The sequence below is a fragment of the Morococcus cerebrosus genome, assembly GCF_022749515.1.
GTDB lineage: Bacteria > Pseudomonadota > Gammaproteobacteria > Burkholderiales > Neisseriaceae > Neisseria > Neisseria cerebrosa.
In genome coordinates, this window is sequence record NZ_CP094242.1 from 73713 (window position 1) to 93477 (window position 19765).

At 47.2% G+C, this 19765-nt stretch carries 16 protein-coding genes and 4 tRNA genes; 19 read left to right on the top strand and 1 reads right to left on the bottom strand.

Going from position 1 to position 19765, the window contains the following annotated elements; genetic code table 11:
• The first annotated feature begins 42 nt into the window (after positions 1 to 42).
• Positions 43 to 1008 (top strand): IS30 family transposase, encoded by a 966-nt coding sequence (locus MON37_RS00320; protein ID WP_242883583.1) that lies wholly within the window; start codon positions 43 to 45, stop codon positions 1006 to 1008.
• A gap of 54 nt (positions 1009 to 1062) precedes the next feature.
• Here MON37_RS00320 and MON37_RS00325 read toward each other — a convergent pair whose 3' ends face one another.
• Positions 1063 to 1284, bottom strand: a complete 222-nt coding sequence (locus MON37_RS00325; RefSeq protein WP_003742639.1) for a hypothetical protein — start codon at positions 1282 to 1284, stop codon at positions 1063 to 1065.
• Positions 1285 to 1554: 270 nt separating this feature from the next.
• Between MON37_RS00325 and rsmD the strand changes: the two genes are divergently transcribed.
• The 18 genes from rsmD to fusA all read left to right on the top strand — a co-directional run bounded on the left by rsmD (position 1555) and on the right by fusA (position 19750).
• Positions 1555 to 2121 (top strand): 16S rRNA (guanine(966)-N(2))-methyltransferase RsmD, encoded by a 567-nt coding sequence (gene rsmD / locus MON37_RS00330; RefSeq protein WP_039410333.1) that lies wholly within the window; start codon positions 1555 to 1557, stop codon positions 2119 to 2121.
• Positions 2122 to 2242: 121 nt separating this feature from the next.
• Positions 2243 to 2494, top strand: coding sequence for a YfhL family 4Fe-4S dicluster ferredoxin (locus tag MON37_RS00335; RefSeq protein WP_003679513.1), 252 nt, complete (start codon positions 2243 to 2245; stop codon positions 2492 to 2494).
• A gap of 99 nt (positions 2495 to 2593) precedes the next feature.
• Positions 2594 to 2677 (top strand) — tRNA-Tyr (locus tag MON37_RS00340).
• A 36-nt stretch (positions 2678 to 2713) separates the two neighbouring features.
• Positions 2714 to 2787: transfer RNA gene (locus tag MON37_RS00345), tRNA-Gly, on the top strand.
• 11 nt (positions 2788 to 2798) lie between these two features.
• A tRNA-Thr gene (locus MON37_RS00350) sits at positions 2799 to 2873 on the top strand.
• Between the two features lie 40 nt (positions 2874 to 2913).
• The gene (gene tuf / locus MON37_RS00355) at positions 2914 to 4098 is read left to right on the top strand and encodes an elongation factor Tu (protein ID WP_003742643.1); all 1185 of its coding nucleotides are present in this window, start codon (positions 2914 to 2916) and stop codon (positions 4096 to 4098) included.
• 6 nt (positions 4099 to 4104) lie between these two features.
• A tRNA-Trp gene (locus MON37_RS00360) sits at positions 4105 to 4180 on the top strand.
• 119 nt (positions 4181 to 4299) lie between these two features.
• Positions 4300 to 4572, top strand: coding sequence for a preprotein translocase subunit SecE (secE, locus tag MON37_RS00365; RefSeq protein WP_003779769.1), 273 nt, complete (start codon positions 4300 to 4302; stop codon positions 4570 to 4572).
• Positions 4573 to 4574: 2 nt separating this feature from the next.
• A complete protein-coding gene (gene nusG / locus MON37_RS00370; RefSeq protein ID WP_003760509.1) occupies positions 4575 to 5108 on the top strand; it encodes a transcription termination/antitermination protein NusG in 534 nt (177 codons plus the stop codon).
• Positions 5109 to 5214: 106 nt separating this feature from the next.
• Positions 5215 to 5649 (top strand): 50S ribosomal protein L11, encoded by a 435-nt coding sequence (gene rplK / locus MON37_RS00375; protein ID WP_002220151.1) that lies wholly within the window; start codon positions 5215 to 5217, stop codon positions 5647 to 5649.
• On the top strand, positions 5649 to 6344 hold the full coding sequence (gene rplA, locus MON37_RS00380) for a 50S ribosomal protein L1 (RefSeq protein WP_003742647.1): 696 nt from the start codon (positions 5649 to 5651) through the stop codon (positions 6342 to 6344). The genes rplK and rplA overlap by 1 nt, the downstream gene beginning before the upstream one ends.
• Before the next feature lie 227 nt (positions 6345 to 6571).
• Positions 6572 to 7072, top strand: coding sequence for a 50S ribosomal protein L10 (rplJ, locus tag MON37_RS00385; protein WP_003760504.1), 501 nt, complete (start codon positions 6572 to 6574; stop codon positions 7070 to 7072).
• A gap of 58 nt (positions 7073 to 7130) precedes the next feature.
• The gene (rplL, locus tag MON37_RS00390) at positions 7131 to 7502 is read left to right on the top strand and encodes a 50S ribosomal protein L7/L12 (RefSeq protein ID WP_003677916.1); all 372 of its coding nucleotides are present in this window, start codon (positions 7131 to 7133) and stop codon (positions 7500 to 7502) included.
• Positions 7503 to 7689: 187 nt separating this feature from the next.
• Positions 7690 to 11868, top strand: coding sequence for a DNA-directed RNA polymerase subunit beta (gene rpoB, locus MON37_RS00395; protein ID WP_039409753.1), 4179 nt, complete (start codon positions 7690 to 7692; stop codon positions 11866 to 11868).
• Positions 11869 to 12033: 165 nt separating this feature from the next.
• Positions 12034 to 16209, top strand: a complete 4176-nt coding sequence (gene rpoC / locus MON37_RS00400) for a DNA-directed RNA polymerase subunit beta' (RefSeq protein WP_003760500.1) — start codon at positions 12034 to 12036, stop codon at positions 16207 to 16209.
• A 457-nt stretch (positions 16210 to 16666) separates the two neighbouring features.
• Positions 16667 to 17038, top strand: a complete 372-nt coding sequence (gene rpsL, locus MON37_RS00405; RefSeq protein ID WP_002218431.1) for a 30S ribosomal protein S12 — start codon at positions 16667 to 16669, stop codon at positions 17036 to 17038.
• 117 nt (positions 17039 to 17155) lie between these two features.
• Positions 17156 to 17626 (top strand): 30S ribosomal protein S7, encoded by a 471-nt coding sequence (gene rpsG, locus MON37_RS00410; protein WP_003745196.1) that lies wholly within the window; start codon positions 17156 to 17158, stop codon positions 17624 to 17626.
• A gap of 18 nt (positions 17627 to 17644) precedes the next feature.
• Positions 17645 to 19750, top strand: a complete 2106-nt coding sequence (fusA, locus tag MON37_RS00415) for an elongation factor G (protein ID WP_003760496.1) — start codon at positions 17645 to 17647, stop codon at positions 19748 to 19750.
• Positions 19751 to 19765: the final 15 nt, after the last annotated feature.

The following is a 19765-nucleotide window of genomic DNA, read 5'->3' on the forward strand; positions in this document are numbered from 1 at the left end:
AGTATGCGGTAGCATACGGCCTTTCCTGCAAGAAAGATTGCCATGAGCTACACACAACTGACCCAAGACGAACGATACCATATCCAATACCTGTCCCGCCACTGCACCATCGCCGAAATCGCCAAACAGCTCAACCGCCACAAAAGCACCATCAGCCGAGAAATCAAGCGGCACTGCATCCAAGGACAGCAATACAGCGCCGAAAAAGCACAGAAGCAAAGCCGGCTGACCAAACAGCACCGGCGAAAACCCTATAAGCTCGATTCGCAGCTGGTTCAACACATCGACACCCTTATCCGCCGCAAACTCAGTCCCGAACAAGTATGTGCCTACCTGCATAAACACCACGGGATCACACTCCATCACAGCACCATTTACCGCTACCTTCGCCAAGACAAAAGCAACGGCGGCACTTTGTGGCAACACCTCAGAATATGCAGCAAACCCTACCGCAAACGCTACGGCAGCACATGGACCAGAGGCAAAGTGCCCGACCGCGTCGGCATAGAGAACCGACCTGCTATCGTCGACCAGAAAACCCGCATCGGCGATTGGGAGGCCGACACCATCGTCGGCAAAAATCAGAAAAGCGCGTTATTGACCTTGGTCGAACGCACTACCCGCTACACCATCATCTGCAAATTAAAGAACTTAAAAGCCGAAGACACTGCCCGGGCGGCCATTAGGGTATTAAAGGCATATAAAGCCAGAGTCCACACCATCACCATGGATAACGGCAAAGAGTTCTACCAACACACCAAAATAGCCAAAGCCTTGAAGGCGAAAACCTATTTTTGCCGCCCTTACCATTCTTGGGAGAAAGGGCTGAATGAGAACACCAATGGACTCATCCGGCAATATTTCCCCAAACAAACCGATTTCCGAAACATCAGCGATCGGGAGATACGCAGGGTTCAAGATGAGTTGAACCACCGGCCGAGAAAAACACTTGGCTACGAAACGCCAAGTGTTTTATTCTTAAATCTGTTCCAACCACTGGTACCCTAGTGTTGCACTTGAAATCCGAATCCAAGGACCTTTTCAGTTTCATTAGGAAGGGATTTAACGCCTTGCAAAAACCAACGTGGCAAGAAAGAACAAGCTGACAATCAAAGCAACGGTTTTGCCGATCAAGGGCAGGCAAAAGACGAACCAAAGCAGACCGCGCCCCAAGTTCGGAATCAATCCCAAGTGGCGGTAATATTCGTCAAAAAAATGGGCGTGGGCGGTGAAGGCAATCACGCCGCCGATATAAACACCCAAAATAATTTTCCAAAGCGGCATTGTCAGCCATCCATATTTTCATTAAGTATTATGGCCAATAGACTGAAAAAGCGGTGGGAAAGTTCTAATGGCGGACGTAAGCGACCTTTTTATTTGAGAAAATATTTTATGATTTATAAAATTTTGTAAGTTTAGCATCATAAAAAATAAAATTTCACGATGCGTCAATTTGTTTTCATGCTGCCTTAAATGAAAAAAACGCTGCGGTATAATGGCTGCTTTGTCATTCTTTAGAGGTCGTCTGAAACTGTTGGACGATTCGTTTTAATCATGAGCAAACACAGCAAACATTCAAATCAAGTCCGCATCATCGGCGGGCAATGCAGGGGACGGAAACTGGTTTTTGCAGATGCGGACGGTCTGCGGCCGACGCCTGACAGTGTCCGCGAAAAACTTTTTAATTGGCTGGGTCAGGATTTGACCGGTCTGAATGCGTTGGATTTGTTTGCTGGAAGCGGCGCGTTGGGATTTGAGGCCGCGTCCCGTAACGCGAAGAGGGTGGTGCTGGCGGATAATAATCGCAAAACTGCCGATATGCTGCGGCAAAACGCCAGAGCATTGGGTTTGGATAAACTGGAAATCCTCAATACCGATGGCCTTGCGTATCTGCAGAGGTCGTCTGAAAAGTTTGATGTGGTCTTTTTGGATCCGCCGTTTGCGTGGCGGGATTGGGAAAATTTGTTTGCTTCTTTGAAAAACAGCTTGAAAAACGGGGCAATGGTCTATATTGAAGCAGGGGAGCTGCCCGATTTCCCCGAGTGGCTGGAGCCTTATCGCGAAGGACGGGCGGGTAAGAGCGGTTTTGTGCTCTTGCAGTTTGTCCAAGTAGCTGAATAGTAAGAGATTTGAGAATCATTACCAGGGTGTAAACATTCGCCTAAACGGATTGTTTTTGACGCGTTTGTGCTATAATCCGCGCCCAATCGGTTTTGATAATTTAAATGAAAAAGGAAAAGAAATGTCGCTCTTTATTACAGATGAGTGCATTAACTGTGACGTTTGCGAGCCGGAGTGCCCCAATGACGCCATCTCGCAAGGCGAGGAAATTTACGAAATCAACCCTAATTTGTGTACGCAGTGCGTAGGCCATTACGATGAGCCGCAATGTCAGCAGGTATGCCCCGTGGACTGCATCCTGATTGATGAAGAGCATCCGGAAACGCACGAAGAGCTGATGGCAAAATACGAAAAAATCATTCAGTTCAAATAAATTCTTTTTTAAAGCAATAAATTGAGTGATTTTAAGAAAACAAAATTAAAAAAGAACTTGACGAAAATCTGAGTCACGAATAAACTTGCGTTCTCTTTTGGTGGGATTCCCGAGCGGTCAAAGGGGGCAGACTGTAAATCTGTTGCGAGAGCTTCGAAGGTTCGAATCCTTCTCCCACCACCAAATTCCAATGTGTTGGGGCATTGATGCAGTAAGTCTGCGGGTGTAGCTCAATGGTAGAGCAGAAGCCTTCCAAGCTTACGGTGAGGGTTCGATTCCCTTCACCCGCTCCAATAGTCTATTGGCCCATGTAGCTCAGGGGTAGAGCACTCCCTTGGTAAGGGAGAGGCCGGCAGTTCAAATCTGCCCATGGGCACCAAATACCATTTTCTCAGTATTTTAAAGATAGGAAATTTGCCATGGCAAAGGAAAAATTTGAACGTAGCAAACCGCACGTAAACGTTGGCACCATCGGTCACGTTGACCATGGTAAAACCACTCTGACTGCTGCTTTGACTACTATTTTGGCTAAAAAATTCGGCGGTGCTGCAAAAGCTTACGACCAAATCGATAACGCTCCCGAAGAAAAAGCCCGCGGTATTACCATCAATACCTCACACGTAGAATACGAAACCGAAACCCGCCACTACGCACACGTGGACTGCCCGGGCCACGCCGACTACGTTAAAAACATGATTACCGGTGCCGCACAAATGGACGGCGCAATCTTGGTATGTTCCGCTGCCGACGGTCCTATGCCGCAAACTCGCGAACACATCCTGTTGGCCCGCCAAGTAGGCGTACCTTACATCATCGTGTTCATGAATAAATGCGACATGGTTGATGATGCCGAACTGCTGGAACTGGTTGAAATGGAAATCCGTGACTTGCTGTCAAGCTACGACTTCCCAGGTGACGACTGCCCGATCGTACAAGGTTCTGCACTGAAAGCCTTGGAAGGCGACGCCGCTTACGAAGAAAAAATCTTCGAACTGGCTGCCGCATTGGACAGCTACATCCCGACTCCAGAGCGTGCCGTGGACAAACCGTTCCTGTTGCCTATCGAAGACGTATTCTCCATCTCCGGTCGCGGTACCGTAGTAACCGGCCGTGTAGAGCGCGGTGTCATCCACGTTGGTGACGAGATCGAAATCGTAGGTCTGAAAGAAACCCAAAAAACCACTTGTACCGGTGTTGAGATGTTCCGCAAACTGCTGGACGAAGGTCAAGCAGGTGACAACGTAGGCGTATTGCTGCGCGGTACCAAACGCGAAGAAGTGGAACGCGGTCAAGTATTGGCTAAACCGGGTACCATCACTCCGCACACCAAATTCAAAGCGGAAGTGTACGTATTGAGCAAAGAAGAGGGTGGCCGTCATACTCCGTTCTTCGCCAACTACCGTCCTCAATTCTACTTCCGTACTACCGACGTGACCGGCGCGGTTACTTTGGAAGAAGGTGTAGAAATGGTTATGCCTGGTGAGAATGTAGCCATCACTGTAGAACTGATTGCGCCTATCGCTATGGAAGAAGGTTTGCGCTTTGCGATTCGTGAAGGTGGCCGTACCGTAGGTGCAGGTGTGGTTTCTTCTATCATCGCTTAAGTTTAGAGGCCAATAGCTCAATTGGTAGAGTATCGGTCTCCAAAACCGAGGGTTGGGGGTTCGAGACCCTCTTGGCCTGCCAAATAAAAAATTAACCGGCCCTGTGCCGGTTAATTTTTTTGCATTTCTTTTTTAGTAATTAATTTAAACCATTGCATGAGTGAGATAGCGCGACTTTGATGCTGTGGTGAGTGAGTAAAGATGACTGAACATACATCTGAACATAAAGCAGAAAAGTCGGGTCAGCTTGTAACATCCGGCAATCATTCTACGCCGCCTAAGCGAGAAGGGCTGCTTTCCTATTTTAAAAACTCATGGTCTGAGTTTAAAAAAGTTGTTTGGCCTACGCGGGATGATGCAGTTAAGATGACGATCTTCGTCGTTATATTTGTAGCAATCTTGGCAGTATTTATTTACGCGGCAGACAGTGCTATTTCTTGGCTGTTTTTTGATGTGTTGTTGAAGAGGGGGTAAAAATGTCAAAACGTTGGTATGTTGTGCAGGCTTATTCCGGCTTTGAGAAAAATGTCCAGAAGACCCTAAAAGAGCGTATCGCTCGCGAAGGCATGGAAGGTTATTTCGGTCAGATTCTTGTTCCGGTTGAAGAAGTGGTCGATATTAAAAATGGTCGTAAAACCATTAGCGAGCGTAAGTTCTATCCGGGCTATGTTTTGGTCGAAATGGAAATGACCGATGATTCATGGCATTTGGTGAAAAGTACCCCTCGAGTTTCAGGCTTTATTGGTGGTACGGCAAATAAGCCTACTCCGATTTCTCAAAGAGAGGCTGATGCGATCTTGCAACAGGTTCGTTCTGGGGTTGAGAAGCCTAAACCTAAAGTTGAATTTGAAGTGGGGCAGCAAGTTCGTGTAAACGAAGGGCCTTTTGCTGACTTCAACGGTATTGTGGATGAAGTGAATTATGAGCGTAATAAATTGAGGGTTTCTGTTCAGATTTTTGGTCGTGAAACTCCGGTTGAGTTAGAGTTTGGGCAAGTGGAAAAGATTTAAGCTTTTAAATCCCTTGAAAAAAAATCTCTAAGTAAATATAATACTGAATTCTTTTTTGGGAAGCGGAAATGGTTCCGCGCTATACCCGTTTTTAGGAGTCCTATAAGTGGCAAAGAAAATTATCGGCTATATCAAACTGCAAATTCCTGCAGGTAAAGCCAATCCATCTCCCCCAGTTGGTCCTGCTTTGGGTCAACGTGGTCTGAATATTATGGAATTCTGTAAAGCATTTAATGCTGCAACTCAAGGCATGGAGCCTGGTTTGCCGATTCCTGTTGTGATTACTGCATTTGCGGATAAGTCATTCACTTTTGTGATGAAAACTCCCCCGGCCTCTATTCTGTTGAAAAAAGCCGCTGGTCTGCAAAAAGGTAGTTCTAATCCTCTGACAAATAAAGTGGGTAAATTGACCCGTGCTCAGTTGGAAGAAATTGCTAAAACTAAAGAACCTGATTTGACTGCTGCTGATTTGGATGCCGCTGTTCGCACTATTGCTGGTTCTGCTCGTTCAATGGGTTTGGATGTGGAGGGTGTTGTATAATGGCTAAAGTATCTAAACGCTTGAAAGCTTTGCGCTCTTCTGTTGAAGCCAATAAATTATATGCAATTGATGAAGCAATTGCTTTGGTAAAAAAAGCAGCGACTGCTAAATTTGACGAGTCTGTTGACGTATCTTTCAACTTGGGTGTTGATCCGCGTAAATCTGACCAAGTTATCCGTGGTTCAGTTGTTCTGCCTAAAGGTACCGGTAAAACAACCCGCGTAGCAGTATTCACTCAAGGTGCAAATGCTGATGCAGCTAAAGAAGCTGGTGCTGATGTTGTCGGCTTTGAAGATTTGGCTGCTGAAATCAAAGCAGGTAATCTGAACTTTGACGTTGTTATTGCATCTCCTGATGCAATGCGTATCGTTGGTCAGTTGGGTACTATCTTGGGTCCGCGTGGCTTGATGCCAAACCCTAAAGTGGGTACTGTTACTCCTAATGTGGCTGAAGCAGTTAAAAATGCAAAAGCAGGTCAAGTGCAATATCGTACAGACAAAGCTGGTATCGTTCATGCAACTATCGGTCGTGCTTCGTTCGCTGAAGCTGATTTGAAAGAGAACTTTGATGCGTTGCTGGACGCTATCGTTAAAGCCAAACCCGCTGCTGCTAAAGGTCAGTACCTGAAAAAAGTTGCTGTATCCAGCACTATGGGTTTAGGTGTTCGCGTTGATACATCAAGCGTGAATAACTAATCTAAGAAATTTTCAAGCAACTCTATTTTTGAGTTGCTTGAATTTGGGCTACTTAGAATTAAGTAGATGTCCAAGACCGTAGGGATCGCAAGATTTAATCGTAACTGCCCTACGCAGACGGTAGTCCTGAAACACATTACAAGATTGCTTGTAAGATGTCTTTTTAGGTTACCGCGCTGGTGGGATATCATTCCGATATCCTGTTTATAAACAGTGGGAGGTAGACCTTGAGTCTCAATATTGAAACCAAGAAAGTAGCCGTAGAGGAAATCAGCGCAGCAATTGCTAACGCTCAGACTCTCGTGGTTGCTGAATATCGCGGTATCAGTGTTTCCAGTATGACTGAGCTTCGTGCAAATGCGCGTAAAGAAGGCGTTTACTTGCGCGTTCTGAAAAACACATTGGCTCGTCGTGCAGTAGAGGGTACTTCATTCGCAGCTTTGGCTGATCAAATGGTTGGTCCATTGGTTTATGCTGCTTCTGAAGATGCTGTTGCTGCTGCTAAAGTGTTGCACCAATTCGCGAAAAAAGATGACAAGATTGTAGTTAAAGCCGGTTCTTACAATGGTGAAGTAATGAATGCTGCTCAGGTTGCTGAGTTGGCTTCTATTCCGAGCCGCGAAGAGCTGTTGTCCAAACTGTTGTTCGTTATGCAAGCTCCTGTATCAGGCTTTGCACGCGGTTTGGCTGCTTTGGCAGAGAAAAAAGCAGGCGAAGAAGCCGCTTAATCAATTTTGTTTCTGTTAATCAATTATTTTTTAATACAATATTTGGAGTATAAATAGCATGGCTATTACTAAAGAAGACATTTTGGAAGCAGTTGGTTCTTTGACCGTAATGGAATTGAACGACTTGGTTAAAGCTTTTGAAGAAAAATTCGGTGTTTCTGCTGCTGCTGTTGCAGTTGCAGGTCCTGCTGGTGCTGGTGCTGCTGCCGCTGAAGAAAAAACTGAATTTGACGTAGTATTGGCTTCTGCCGGTGACCAAAAAGTTGGCGTGATTAAAGTAGTCCGCGCAATTACTGGTCTGGGTCTGAAAGAAGCTAAAGACATCGTTGATGGCGCGCCTAAAACTCTTAAAGAAGGTGTTTCTAAAGCTGAAGCTGAAGACATCCAAAAACAATTGGAAGAAGCCGGCGCTAAAGTCGAAATCAAATAATTTGATGCTTCCTGTGAAGGCTGGCAGTTCTCTGCCAGCCTTATTTTGCTTATTGTTATTAGGTTGATTTGTTATTTACATTTATTTGCAATTTATTCGCAAGTTAAGTTTAAATAAATGTAAATAATACAAACAATAGGCGTTATTTCAGACGACCTCTTTTTTAAAATTGCTTTTCGGAGTGTATATGAACTATTCGTTTACCGAGAAAAAACGTATCCGTAAGAGTTTTGCAAAACGAGAGAACGTATTGGACGTTCCCTTTTTGTTGGCAACACAAATTGATTCTTATGCGAAATTTCTGCAATTAGAAAATGCTTTTGATCAGCGCACTGACGATGGTCTGCAGGCAGCATTTAATTCTATTTTCCCTATTGTAAGCCACAATGGTTATGCGCGTCTGGAGTTTGTGCATTACACGTTGGGTGAGCCTTTGTTCGATATTCCTGAATGTCAATTGCGCGGAATCACTTATGCAGCCCCTTTGCGCGCGCGTATCCGACTGGTTATTTTAGACAAGGAAGCGTCTAAACCGACAGTCAAAGAAGTTCGTGAAAATGAAGTGTACATGGGCGAAATCCCATTGATGACTCCAAGTGGTTCGTTTGTCATTAACGGTACCGAACGTGTAATTGTTTCTCAGTTGCACCGTTCTCCCGGTGTGTTTTTTGAGCATGACCGCGGCAAGACCCATTCCTCCGGTAAATTGTTGTTCTCTGCTCGAATCATTCCTTACCGTGGTTCATGGTTGGATTTCGAATTTGACCCGAAAGATTTGTTGTATTTCCGTATCGACCGTCGCCGTAAGATGCCGGTTACGATTTTGTTGAAGGCTTTGGGCTACAACAATGAGCAGATCTTGGATATTTTCTACGATAAAGAAACGTTCTATCTGTCTGAAAATGGTGTTCAAACCGATTTGGTTGTAGGTCGTCTGAAAGGTGAAACTGCCAAAGTTGATATCTTGGATAAAGAAGGCAACGTATTGGTTGCTAAAGGTAAACGCATTACCGCAAAAAATATCCGTGATATTAGCAATGCGGGATTAACCCGTTTGGATGTGGAGCCGGAAAGCCTGATTGGCAAAGCTTTGGCCGCGGATTTGATTGACCCTGAAACGGGTGAAGTATTGGCTGTAGCCAACGATGAAATCACTGAAGAATTATTGGCAAAATTTGATATTCATGGTGTAAAACAACTTACTACGCTTTACATTAATGAATTGGATCAAGGTGGCTATATTTCCAATACTCTTCGTACTGATGAGACTGCTGATCAGCAAGCTGCACGTGTTGCGATTTACCGCATGATGCGCCCGGGCGAACCGCCTACCGAAGAGGCTGTCGAGCAATTGTTTAACCGCTTGTTCTTTAGCGAAGACAGCTACGATTTGTCTCGCGTAGGCCGTATGAAATTCAATACGCGGACTTATGAACAAAAATTGTCTGAAGTACAACAGCAGTCTTGGTATGGCCGTTTGTTGAATGAAACTTTCGCAGGTGCTGCCGAAAAAGGCGGTTATGTTCTGAGCGTCGAAGATATTGTCGCCTCAATTGCTACTTTGGTTGAATTGCGTAACGGTCATGGCGAAGTAGACGATATTGACCACTTGGGTAACCGTCGCGTGCGTTCGGTAGGTGAGTTAACTGAAAACCAATTCCGCAGCGGTTTGGCTCGTGTGGAACGTGCCGTAAAAGAACGCCTGAATCAAGCGGAATCAGAAAACTTAATGCCGCATGATTTGATTAATGCGAAACCTGTTTCTGCTGCCATCAAAGAATTCTTCGGCTCAAGCCAGTTGAGTCAGTTTATGGACCAGACCAATCCCTTGTCTGAAGTAACCCATAAACGCCGTGTATCTGCGTTAGGCCCGGGTGGTTTGACCCGTGAACGTGCCGGTTTCGAGGTGCGAGACGTGCATCCGACCCACTATGGCCGCGTATGTCCGATTGAAACACCTGAAGGTCCGAACATCGGCTTGATTAACTCATTGTCCGTTTATGCGCGTACCAATGATTATGGTTTCTTGGAAACTCCTTACCGCCGCGTTATCGACGGCAAAGTAACCGAGGAAATCGATTACTTGTCTGCTATCGAAGAAGGCCGCTATGTGATTGCACAGGCGAATGCTGATTTGGACAAAGACGGTAATTTGATTGGTGACTTGGTAACTTGTCGTGAAAAAGGCGAAACCATTATGGCAACGCCTGATCGTGTCCAATATATGGACGTGGCAACCGGACAAGTGGTATCTGTAGCGGCATCTCTGATTCCTTTCTTGGAACACGATGATGCGAACCGTGCATTGATGGGTGCCAACATGCAACGTCAGGCCGTACCGTGCCTGCGTCCTGAAAAACCGATGGTTGGTACCGGTATCGAACGTTCTGTTGCTGTTGACTCTGCTACTGCAATCGTTGCCCGTCGTGGCGGTGTAGTTGAGTATGTCGATGCCAACCGTGTTGTGATTCGTGTTCATGACGATGAAGCGACTGCCGGTGAAGTGGGTGTCGATATTTACAACTTGGTTAAATTCACTCGTTCTAACCAATCTACCAATATCAACCAACGTCCTGCCGTCAAAGCCGGCGACGTTTTGCAACGCGGCGATTTGATTGCTGACGGTGCATCCACTGATTTGGGCGAATTGGCTTTGGGTCAAAATATGACTATCGCCTTCATGCCGTGGAACGGTTATAACTATGAAGACTCGATTCTGATTTCCGAAAAAGTAGCTGCAGACGACCGCTATACTTCGATTCACATTGAGGAATTGAATGTCGTTGCCCGCGATACCAAGCTGGGTGCGGAAGATATCACCCGCGATATTCCGAACTTGTCCGAACGTATGCAAAACCGTTTGGATGAATCCGGTATCGTTTATATCGGTGCGGAAGTGGAAGCCGGCGATGTGTTGGTTGGTAAAGTAACGCCTAAAGGCGAAACCCAACTGACTCCGGAAGAAAAACTGTTGCGCGCCATCTTCGGCGAAAAAGCATCCGACGTAAAAGACACCTCTTTGCGTATGCCTACCGGTATGAGCGGTACGGTTATCGACGTTCAAGTCTTTACCCGCGAAGGTATCCAACGCGATAAACGTGCCCAATCCATTATCGATTCCGAGCTGAAACGTTACCGTCAAGACTTGGGCGACCAGTTGCGTATTTTTGATAACGACGCATTCGACCGTATTGAGCGTATGATCGTCGGCCAAAAAGCCAACGGCGGTCCGATGAAGCTGGCTAAAGGCAGTGAAATCACTACCGAATATCTGGCGGGTTTGCCTAGCAAACACGATTGGTTCGATATCCGTTTGGCTGATGAAGATTTGGCCAAACAATTAGAACTGATTAAATTGAGTCTGCAACAAAAACGCGAAGAAGCGGACGAATTGTACGAAATCAAGAAGAAAAAACTGACCCAAGGCGACGAATTGCAGCCTGGCGTACAAAAAATGGTGAAAGTCTTTATCGCCATCAAACGCCGTCTGCAAGCCGGTGACAAAATGGCGGGCCGCCACGGTAACAAAGGTGTGGTATCACGCATTCTGCCGGTGGAAGACATGCCTTACATGGCGGACGGTCGTCCTGTGGACATCGTACTGAACCCGTTGGGCGTACCTTCTCGTATGAACATCGGTCAGATTTTGGAAGTTCACTTGGGTTGGGCGGCAAAAGGTATCGGCGAGCGTATCGACCGTATGCTGAAAGAGCAACGCAAAGCCAGCGAGCTGCGCGAGTTCTTGAACAAACTCTACAATGGCAGCGGTAAGAAAGAAGATTTGGATGCCCTGACTGATGAAGAAATCATCGAACTGGCTTCCAATCTGCGTAAAGGTGCATCTTTCGCATCGCCGGTATTTGATGGTGCGAAAGAATCTGAAATCCGCGAAATGCTAAATTTGGCTTATCCGAGCGATGATCCTGAAGTCGAAAAACTGGGCTTTAACGACAGCAAAACCCAAATCACACTGTATGACGGACGCTCTGGCGAACCGTTTGACCGCAAGGTAACAGTAGGTGTGATGCACTATCTGAAACTGCACCACTTGGTTGACGAAAAAATGCACGCGCGTTCTACCGGTCCGTACAGTCTGGTTACTCAGCAGCCTCTGGGCGGTAAAGCTCAGTTCGGTGGCCAACGTTTCGGTGAGATGGAGGTTTGGGCGCTGGAAGCATACGGTGCAGCCTACACACTGCAAGAGATGCTGACCGTGAAGTCCGACGACGTAACAGGCCGTACCAAAATGTACGAGAACATCGTCAAAGGCGAGCACAAAATCGATGCCGGTATGCCTGAGTCCTTCAACGTATTGGTTAAAGAGATTCGCTCACTGGGCTTGGATATCGATTTGGAACGTTACTAAACAGAAGTTTTCAGACGACCTCTCTAGGTCGTCTGAAAAAGCGGTTGCAGAATAAGAATGAATGAATCGAAATCTGAAAATATCAGGTCGTCTGAAACCGTAACGTACCGTTTCCAATATTGAAAATCCGCCATGCGGTAAAAATACTTCCTTCAAGGAGCAAAAATGAATTTGTTGAACTTATTTAATCCGTTGCAAACTGCCGGCATGGAAGAAGAGTTTGATGCCATCAAAATCGGCATTGCTTCTCCCGAAACCATCCGTTCATGGTCTTACGGCGAAGTTAAAAAGCCTGAAACCATCAACTATCGTACGTTCAAACCTGAGCGTGACGGTCTGTTCTGCGCCAAAATCTTTGGTCCGGTCAAAGACTACGAATGCTTGTGCGGAAAATATAAACGCTTGAAATTTAAAGGTGTAACCTGTGAAAAATGTGGCGTGGAAGTGACTTTGTCCAAAGTACGCCGTGAACGCATGGGTCATATCGAATTGGCCGCACCTGTTGCACACATTTGGTTCTTGAAATCCCTGCCTTCTCGTTTGGGCATGGTGTTGGACATGACTTTGCGCGACATCGAGCGCGTATTGTACTTTGAAGCATTTGTTGTGACCGACCCCGGCATGACTCCGCTGCAACGCCGTCAATTGCTGACTGAAGATGACTACTACAACAAACTGGACGAATACGGCGACGATTTCGATGCCAAAATGGGTGCAGAAGGTATCCGCGAATTGTTGCGCACCTTGGATGTAGCAGGCGAAATCGAAATCCTGCGCCAAGAGCTTGAATCGACCGGTTCAGATACCAAAATCAAAAAAATCGCCAAACGCTTGAAAGTGTTGGAAGCCTTCCACCGTTCCGGTATGAAACTGGAGTGGATGATTATGGACGTGCTGCCGGTATTGCCGCCTGATTTGCGTCCTTTGGTTCCGTTGGATGGCGGTCGTTTTGCCACTTCCGATTTGAACGATTTATACCGTCGCGTCATCAACCGTAACAACCGTCTGAAACGCCTGCTGGAACTGCACGCTCCTGACATCATCGTCCGCAACGAAAAACGTATGTTGCAAGAAGCGGTTGACTCGCTGTTGGATAACGGCCGTCGCGGTAAGGCCATGACCGGTGCCAACAAACGTCCGCTGAAATCATTGGCAGACATGATTAAAGGTAAGGGTGGTCGTTTCCGTCAAAACCTGCTGGGTAAACGTGTGGACTACTCCGGTCGTTCCGTGATTACCGTAGGTCCATACCTGCGTCTGCACCAATGCGGTTTGCCGAAAAAAATGGCTTTGGAACTGTTCAAACCGTTCATTTTCCATAAACTGGAAAAACAAGGTCTGGCCTCTACCGTTAAAGCAGCAAAAAAATTGGTAGAACAAGAAGTACCGGAAGTATGGGACATCTTAGAAGAAGTCATCCGCGAACATCCGATTATGCTGAACCGTGCGCCGACCCTGCACCGTTTGGGTATTCAAGCGTTTGAACCTATCCTGATTGAAGGTAAAGCCATTCAGCTGCATCCGTTGGTATGTGCCGCGTTTAACGCCGACTTTGACGGTGACCAAATGGCGGTACACGTTCCATTAAGCTTGGAAGCGCAAATGGAAGCGCGTACCCTGATGCTGGCTTCAAACAACGTATTGTCTCCTGCCAACGGCGAACCGATTATCGTACCTTCCCAAGACATCGTATTGGGCTTGTACTACATGACCCGCGACCGCATCAATGCTAAAGGTGAGGGCAGTCTGTTTGCTGATGTGAAAGAAGTGCATCGTGCATACCATACCAAACAGGTTGAGCTGGGTACGAAAATCACCGTACGTCTGCGTGAATGGGTGAAAAACGAAGCCGGTGAATTTGAGCCAGTCGTTACCCGTTACGAAACGACAGTCGGTCGTGCATTGTTGAGCGAAATCCTGCCTAAAGGCCTGCCGTTCGAATACATCAACAAAGCGCTGAAGAAAAAAGAAATTTCCAAACTGATTAACGCATCGTTCCGCCTGTGCGGCTTGCGCGATACGGTTATTTTCGCCGACCACTTGATGTATACCGGTTTCGGATTCGCAGCCAAAGGCGGTATTTCCATTGCTGTTGACGACATGGAAATTCCGAAAGAAAAAGCAGCCTTGTTGGCTGAAGCCAATGCCGAGGTTAAAGAAATCGAAGACCAATACCGTCAAGGTTTGGTAACCAACGGCGAACGCTACAACAAAGTGGTGGATATTTGGGGTCGTGCCGGCGATAAAATCGCTAAAGCGATGATGGATAACTTGTCCAAACAGAAAGTTATCGACCGTGATGGTAATGAAGTCGATCAAGAGTCATTCAACTCCATCTATATGATGGCGGACTCTGGTGCCCGTGGTTCTGCGGCTCAGATTAAACAGTTGTCTGGTATGCGTGGCTTGATGGCAAAACCAGACGGCTCGATTATTGAAACGCCGATTACCTCAAACTTCCGCGAAGGTCTGACTGTATTGCAATACTTTATTGCGACCCACGGTGCGCGTAAGGGTTTGGCGGATACCGCATTGAAAACCGCGAACTCCGGTTACCTGACCCGTCGTCTGGTAGACGTAACTCAAGACTTGGTCGTTGTTGAAGACGATTGTGGTACTTCAGACGGCTTTGTTATGAAAGCGGTCGTACAGGGCGGTGATGTGATTGAAGCATTGCGCGATCGTATTTTGGGTCGTGTTACCGCGTCTGACGTTGTCGATCCGTCAAGTGGCGAGACCTTGGTTGAAGCCGGTACGTTGTTGACGGAAAAACTGGTGGATATGATTGATCAATCCGGTGTGGATGAGGTCAAAGTCCGTACCCCGATTACTTGTAAAACCCGCCATGGCTTGTGTGCGCACTGTTACGGTCGCGACTTGGCACGTGGCAAATTGGTCAATGCCGGTGAAGCAGTTGGCGTGATTGCCGCTCAGTCTATCGGTGAACCGGGTACCCAGCTGACCATGCGTACGTTCCACATCGGTGGTGCGGCATCCCGTGCGGCAGCAGCCAGCCAAGTTGAAGCCAAATCCAACGGTACCGCACGATTCAGCAGCCAAATGCGTTATGTTGCTAACAACAAAGGCGAATTGGTTGTCATCGGCCGCTCTTGCGAAGTCGTTATTCATGATGACATCGGTCGTGAACGTGAACGTCACAAAGTGCCTTACGGTGCGATCTTGATGGTTCAAGATGGTGAAGCCATTAAAGCCGGTCAAACGTTGGCAACTTGGGATCCGCATACCCGCCCGATGATTACCGAACACGCAGGTTGGGTGAAATTCGAAAATGTTGAAGAGGGTGTAACCGTTGCCAAACAAACTGACGATGTAACCGGTTTGTCCACTTTGGTGGTTATTGACGGCAAACGCCGCTCCGGCAGTGCATCCAAACTGCTGCGTCCTACTGTAAAACTGTTGGATGAAAACGGTCTGGAAATCTGCATTCCAGGTACCTCCACCCCGGTATCTATGGCATTCCCTGTGGGTGCAGTGATTACCGTGCGCGAAGGTCAGGAAGTTGGTAAAGGCGACGTATTGGCGCGTATCCCGCAAGCCTCTTCCAAAACCCGCGACATTACCGGTGGTCTGCCGCGCGTTGCCGAGTTGTTTGAAGCACGCGTGCCGAAAGATGCAGGTATGTTGGCAGAAATCACCGGTACCGTTTCATTCGGTAAAGAGACTAAAGGCAAACAGCGTCTGATTATCACTGATGTAGACGGCGTAGCATACGAGACTTTGATTTCCAAAGAGAAACAAATTCTGGTGCACGACGGTCAAGTGGTAAACCGCGGTGAAACCATCGTAGATGGAGCGGTTGATCCGCATGATATTCTGCGTTTGCAAGGTATCGAAGCACTGGCACGTTATATCGTTCAAGAAGTGCAAGAGGTTTACCGTCTGCAAGGTGTGAAGATTTCCGATAAACACATCGAAGTCATTATCCGTCAGATGCTGCGCCGTGTGAATATTGTCGATTCAGGTGAAACCGAATTCATTACCGGTGAGCAAGTCGAACGCGGTGATGTCATGACAGCCAATGAAAAAGCTTTGGAAGAGGGCAAAGAACCGGCACGTTACGAAAACGTATTGTTGGGTATTACCAAAGCCTCCTTGTCAACCGACAGCTTCATTTCTGCCGCATCGTTCCAAGAAACGACCCGCGTTCTGACCGAAGCCGCCATTATGGGCAAGCAAGACGAGTTGCGCGGTCTGAAAGAGAACGTAATCGTAGGTCGTCTGATTCCTGCCGGTACCGGTTTGACCTACCACCGCAGCCGTCGCCAGCAATGGCAGGAAGCAGAGCAAGAAGCTTCCGAAATCGAAGCAACAGATGAATAATCCGTAGGATGTTTGTTTGAAAGAAAACCGCAAGGCAATATCACTTGCGGTTTTCTTTTTCAGACGACCTGTGTGGATTATAGTGGATTAACTTTAAACCAGTACGGCGTTGCCTCGCCTTGCCGTACTATCTGTACTGTCTGCGGCTTCGTCGCCTTGTCCTGATTTAAATTTAATCCACTATATCAATGCCGTTGTGAAAAGTACGGTAGGAAGGGTGGCTCTAATGGAGTTGCGAACTGACTTATTTTTGATAAAGGTCGTCTGAAATAGGGAGTGCAGAGTTTGAGAACTCTTTATCCATTTCAGACGACCTCAGTTGTTAAATAGTTCTTAGTAAATACAAAATACCAACTTTTCTCTACCGTTTGCTTGACTAAACTCTTGCAATAAAAATATAATTTCACTCTTGCCGACATGGTGTCGGCAAGTATTTAACTCAACAGGACGAGAAAATATGCCAACTATCAACCAATTGGTACGCAAAGGCCGTCAAAAGCCCGTGTACGTAAACAAAGTGCCTGCACTGGAAGCCTGCCCGCAAAAACGCGGCGTGTGCACCCGTGTATACACGACTACCCCTAAAAAACCTAACTCTGCATTGCGTAAAGTATGTAAAGTTCGCCTGACCAACGGTTTTGAAGTCATTTCATACATCGGTGGTGAAGGCCACAACCTGCAAGAGCACAGCGTCGTACTGATTCGCGGCGGTCGTGTAAAAGACTTGCCGGGTGTACGTTACCACACTGTACGTGGTTCCTTGGATACTGCAGGTGTTAAAGACCGTAAGCAAGCCCGTTCTAAATACGGTGCTAAGCGTCCTAAATAATTACAGGGACTTAAATAGGCACGTCGGCCGCCTAAGCTGAACAACGGCCGAGTAAGTGAATACTCTATTGGGTATTCATGGGAATTGACCCGACTGAATAGATTAAAGGAAATTAAAATGCCAAGACGTAGAGAAGTCCCCAAGCGCGATGTATTGCCTGATCCTAAATTCGGCAGCGTCGAGCTGACTAAATTCATGAACGTATTGATGATTGACGGTAAAAAATCTGTTGCCGAGCGTATCGTTTACGGTGCATTGGAGCAAATCGAGAAAAAAACCGGCAAAGCAGCAATCGAAGTATTCAACGAAGCCATTGCAAACGCCAAACCTATCGTGGAAGTGAAAAGCCGCCGTGTAGGTGGTGCAAACTACCAAGTTCCTGTTGAGGTTCGTCCTTCACGCCGTCTGGCTCTTGCAATGCGCTGGGTTCGCGATGCGGCCCGCAAACGTGGTGAGAAATCCATGGACCTGCGTTTGGCAGGCGAGTTGATTGATGCGTCCGAAGGCCGCGGCGGTGCGTTGAAAAAACGTGAAGAAGTACATCGCATGGCTGAAGCCAACAAAGCATTCTCTCACTTCCGTTTCTAATTTTGAAAGGCTAATAAAATGGCTCGTAAGACCCCGATCAGCCTGTACCGCAACATCGGTATTTCCGCCCATATTGACGCGGGTAAAACCACTACTACAGAACGTATTTTGTTCTATACCGGTTTGACCCACAAATTGGGCGAGGTACATGATGGCGCGGCTACTACCGACTACATGGAACAAGAGCAAGAACGTGGTATTACCATTACCTCCGCTGCCGTTACTTCCTACTGGTCCGGTATGGCGAAACAATTCCCAGAACACCGCTTCAACATTATCGACACACCAGGACACGTTGACTTTACCGTAGAGGTAGAGCGTTCTATGCGTGTATTGGATGGTGCGGTAATGGTTTACTGCGCGGTGGGTGGTGTTCAACCGCAATCTGAAACCGTATGGCGTCAAGCCAACAAATACCAAGTGCCACGCTTGGCGTTTGTAAATAAAATGGACCGTCAAGGTGCTAACTTTTTCCGCGTTGTCGAGCAAATGAAAACCCGTTTGCGCGCAAACCCAGTACCTATCGTCATTCCGGTAGGCGCAGAAGACAGTTTCACCGGTGTTGTTGACCTGCTGAAAATGAAATCCATCATTTGGAATGAAGCCGATAAAGGTACAACCTTTACCTATGGCGACATTCCCGCTGAATTGGTTGAAACTGCTGAAGAATGGCGTCAAAACATGATTGAAGCCGCAGCTGAAGCCAGCGAAGAATTGATGGACAAATACTTGGGCGGCGACGAGCTGACCGAGGAAGAAATCGTAGGCGCATTGCGTCAACGTACTTTGGCAGGCGAAATTCAGCCGATGTTGTGCGGTTCCGCATTTAAAAACAAAGGTGTTCAACGTATGTTGGACGCAGTTGTAGAATTGCTGCCTGCTCCTACCGATATTCCTCCGGTTCAAGGTGTTAACCCTAACACTGAAGAAGCCGACAGCCGCCAAGCCAGCGATGAAGAGAAATTCTCTGCATTGGCGTTCAAAATGTTGAACGACAAATACGTTGGTCAGCTGACTTTCATCCGCGTTTACTCTGGCGTAGTGAAATCCGGTGATACCGTATTGAACTCTGTAAAAGGCACTCGCGAACGTATCGGCCGTTTGGTACAAATGACTGCTGCAGACCGTACTGAAATTGAAGAAGTACGCGCTGGCGATATCGCAGCCGCGATCGGTCTGAAAGACGTTACTACCGGTGAAACCTTGTGTGCGGAAAGCGCGCCGATTATCTTGGAACGCATGGAATTCCCTGAGCCGGTAATCCATATTGCCGTTGAGCCGAAAACCAAGGCCGACCAAGAGAAAATGGGTATCGCCCTGAACCGTCTGGCTAAGGAAGACCCTTCTTTCCGTGTCCGTACAGACGAGGAATCCGGTCAAACCATTATTTCCGGTATGGGTGAGCTGCACTTGGAAATTATTGTTGATCGTATGAAACGCGAATTCGGCGTGGAAGCGAATATCGGTGCGCCTCAAGTGGCTTACCGCGAAACCATCCGCAAAGAAGTTGAAGCCGAATACAAACACGCCAAACAATCCGGTGGTAAAGGTCAATACGGTCACGTTGTGATCAAAATGGAACCTATGGAGCCGGGTGGTGCAGGCTACGAATTTATCGACGAAATTAAAGGTGGTGTGATTCCTCGCGAATTCATTCCGTCTGTCGATAAAGGTATCCGCGATACCCTGCCTAACGGTATCGTTGCAGGTTACCCAGTAGTTGACGTACGCGTACGTTTGATCTTCGGTTCTTCACACGACGTCGACTCCTCTCAACTGGCCTTCGAATTGGCTGCTTCCCAAGCCTTCAAAGAAGGTATGCGTAAAGCCAATCCTGCTCTGCTTGAGCCAATCATGGCAGTTGAAGTGGAAACCCCTGAAGAATACATGGGTGACGTAATGGGCGACTTGAACCGTCGTCGCGGCGTCGTATTGGGTATGGATGATGACGGTATCGGCGGTAAAAAAGTCCGTGCCGAAGTACCTTTGGCAGAAATGTTCGGTTATTCTACCGACCTGCGTTCTGCAACCCAAGGCCGCGCTACTTACTCTATGGAGTTCAAGAAATATTCTGAAGCTCCTGCCCACATAGCTGCTGCTGTAACTGAAGCCCGTAAAGGCTAATCAGGCAAATAGGTC

Bases quoted from the DNA above. Each gene is read 5' to 3' on its own strand.
- MON37_RS00320 (WP_242883583.1), top strand. From the start codon at position 43: ATGAGCTACACACAACTGACCCAAGACGAACGATACCATATCCAATAC.
- MON37_RS00325 (WP_003742639.1), bottom strand. From the start codon at position 1,284: ATGCCGCTTTGGAAAATTATTTTGGGTGTTTATATCGGCGGCGTGATT.
- rsmD (WP_039410333.1), top strand. From the start codon at position 1,555: ATGAGCAAACACAGCAAACATTCAAATCAAGTCCGCATCATCGGCGGG.
- MON37_RS00335 (WP_003679513.1), top strand. From the start codon at position 2,243: ATGTCGCTCTTTATTACAGATGAGTGCATTAACTGTGACGTTTGCGAG.
- tuf (WP_003742643.1), top strand. From the start codon at position 2,914: ATGGCAAAGGAAAAATTTGAACGTAGCAAACCGCACGTAAACGTTGGC.
- secE (WP_003779769.1), top strand. From the start codon at position 4,300: ATGACTGAACATACATCTGAACATAAAGCAGAAAAGTCGGGTCAGCTT.
- nusG (WP_003760509.1), top strand. From the start codon at position 4,575: ATGTCAAAACGTTGGTATGTTGTGCAGGCTTATTCCGGCTTTGAGAAA.
- rplA (WP_003742647.1), top strand. From the start codon at position 5,649: ATGGCTAAAGTATCTAAACGCTTGAAAGCTTTGCGCTCTTCTGTTGAA.
- rplL (WP_003677916.1), top strand. From the start codon at position 7,131: ATGGCTATTACTAAAGAAGACATTTTGGAAGCAGTTGGTTCTTTGACC.
- rpoB (WP_039409753.1), top strand. From the start codon at position 7,690: ATGAACTATTCGTTTACCGAGAAAAAACGTATCCGTAAGAGTTTTGCA.
- rpoC (WP_003760500.1), top strand. From the start codon at position 12,034: ATGAATTTGTTGAACTTATTTAATCCGTTGCAAACTGCCGGCATGGAA.
- rpsL (WP_002218431.1), top strand. From the start codon at position 16,667: ATGCCAACTATCAACCAATTGGTACGCAAAGGCCGTCAAAAGCCCGTG.
- rpsG (WP_003745196.1), top strand. From the start codon at position 17,156: ATGCCAAGACGTAGAGAAGTCCCCAAGCGCGATGTATTGCCTGATCCT.
- fusA (WP_003760496.1), top strand. From the start codon at position 17,645: ATGGCTCGTAAGACCCCGATCAGCCTGTACCGCAACATCGGTATTTCC.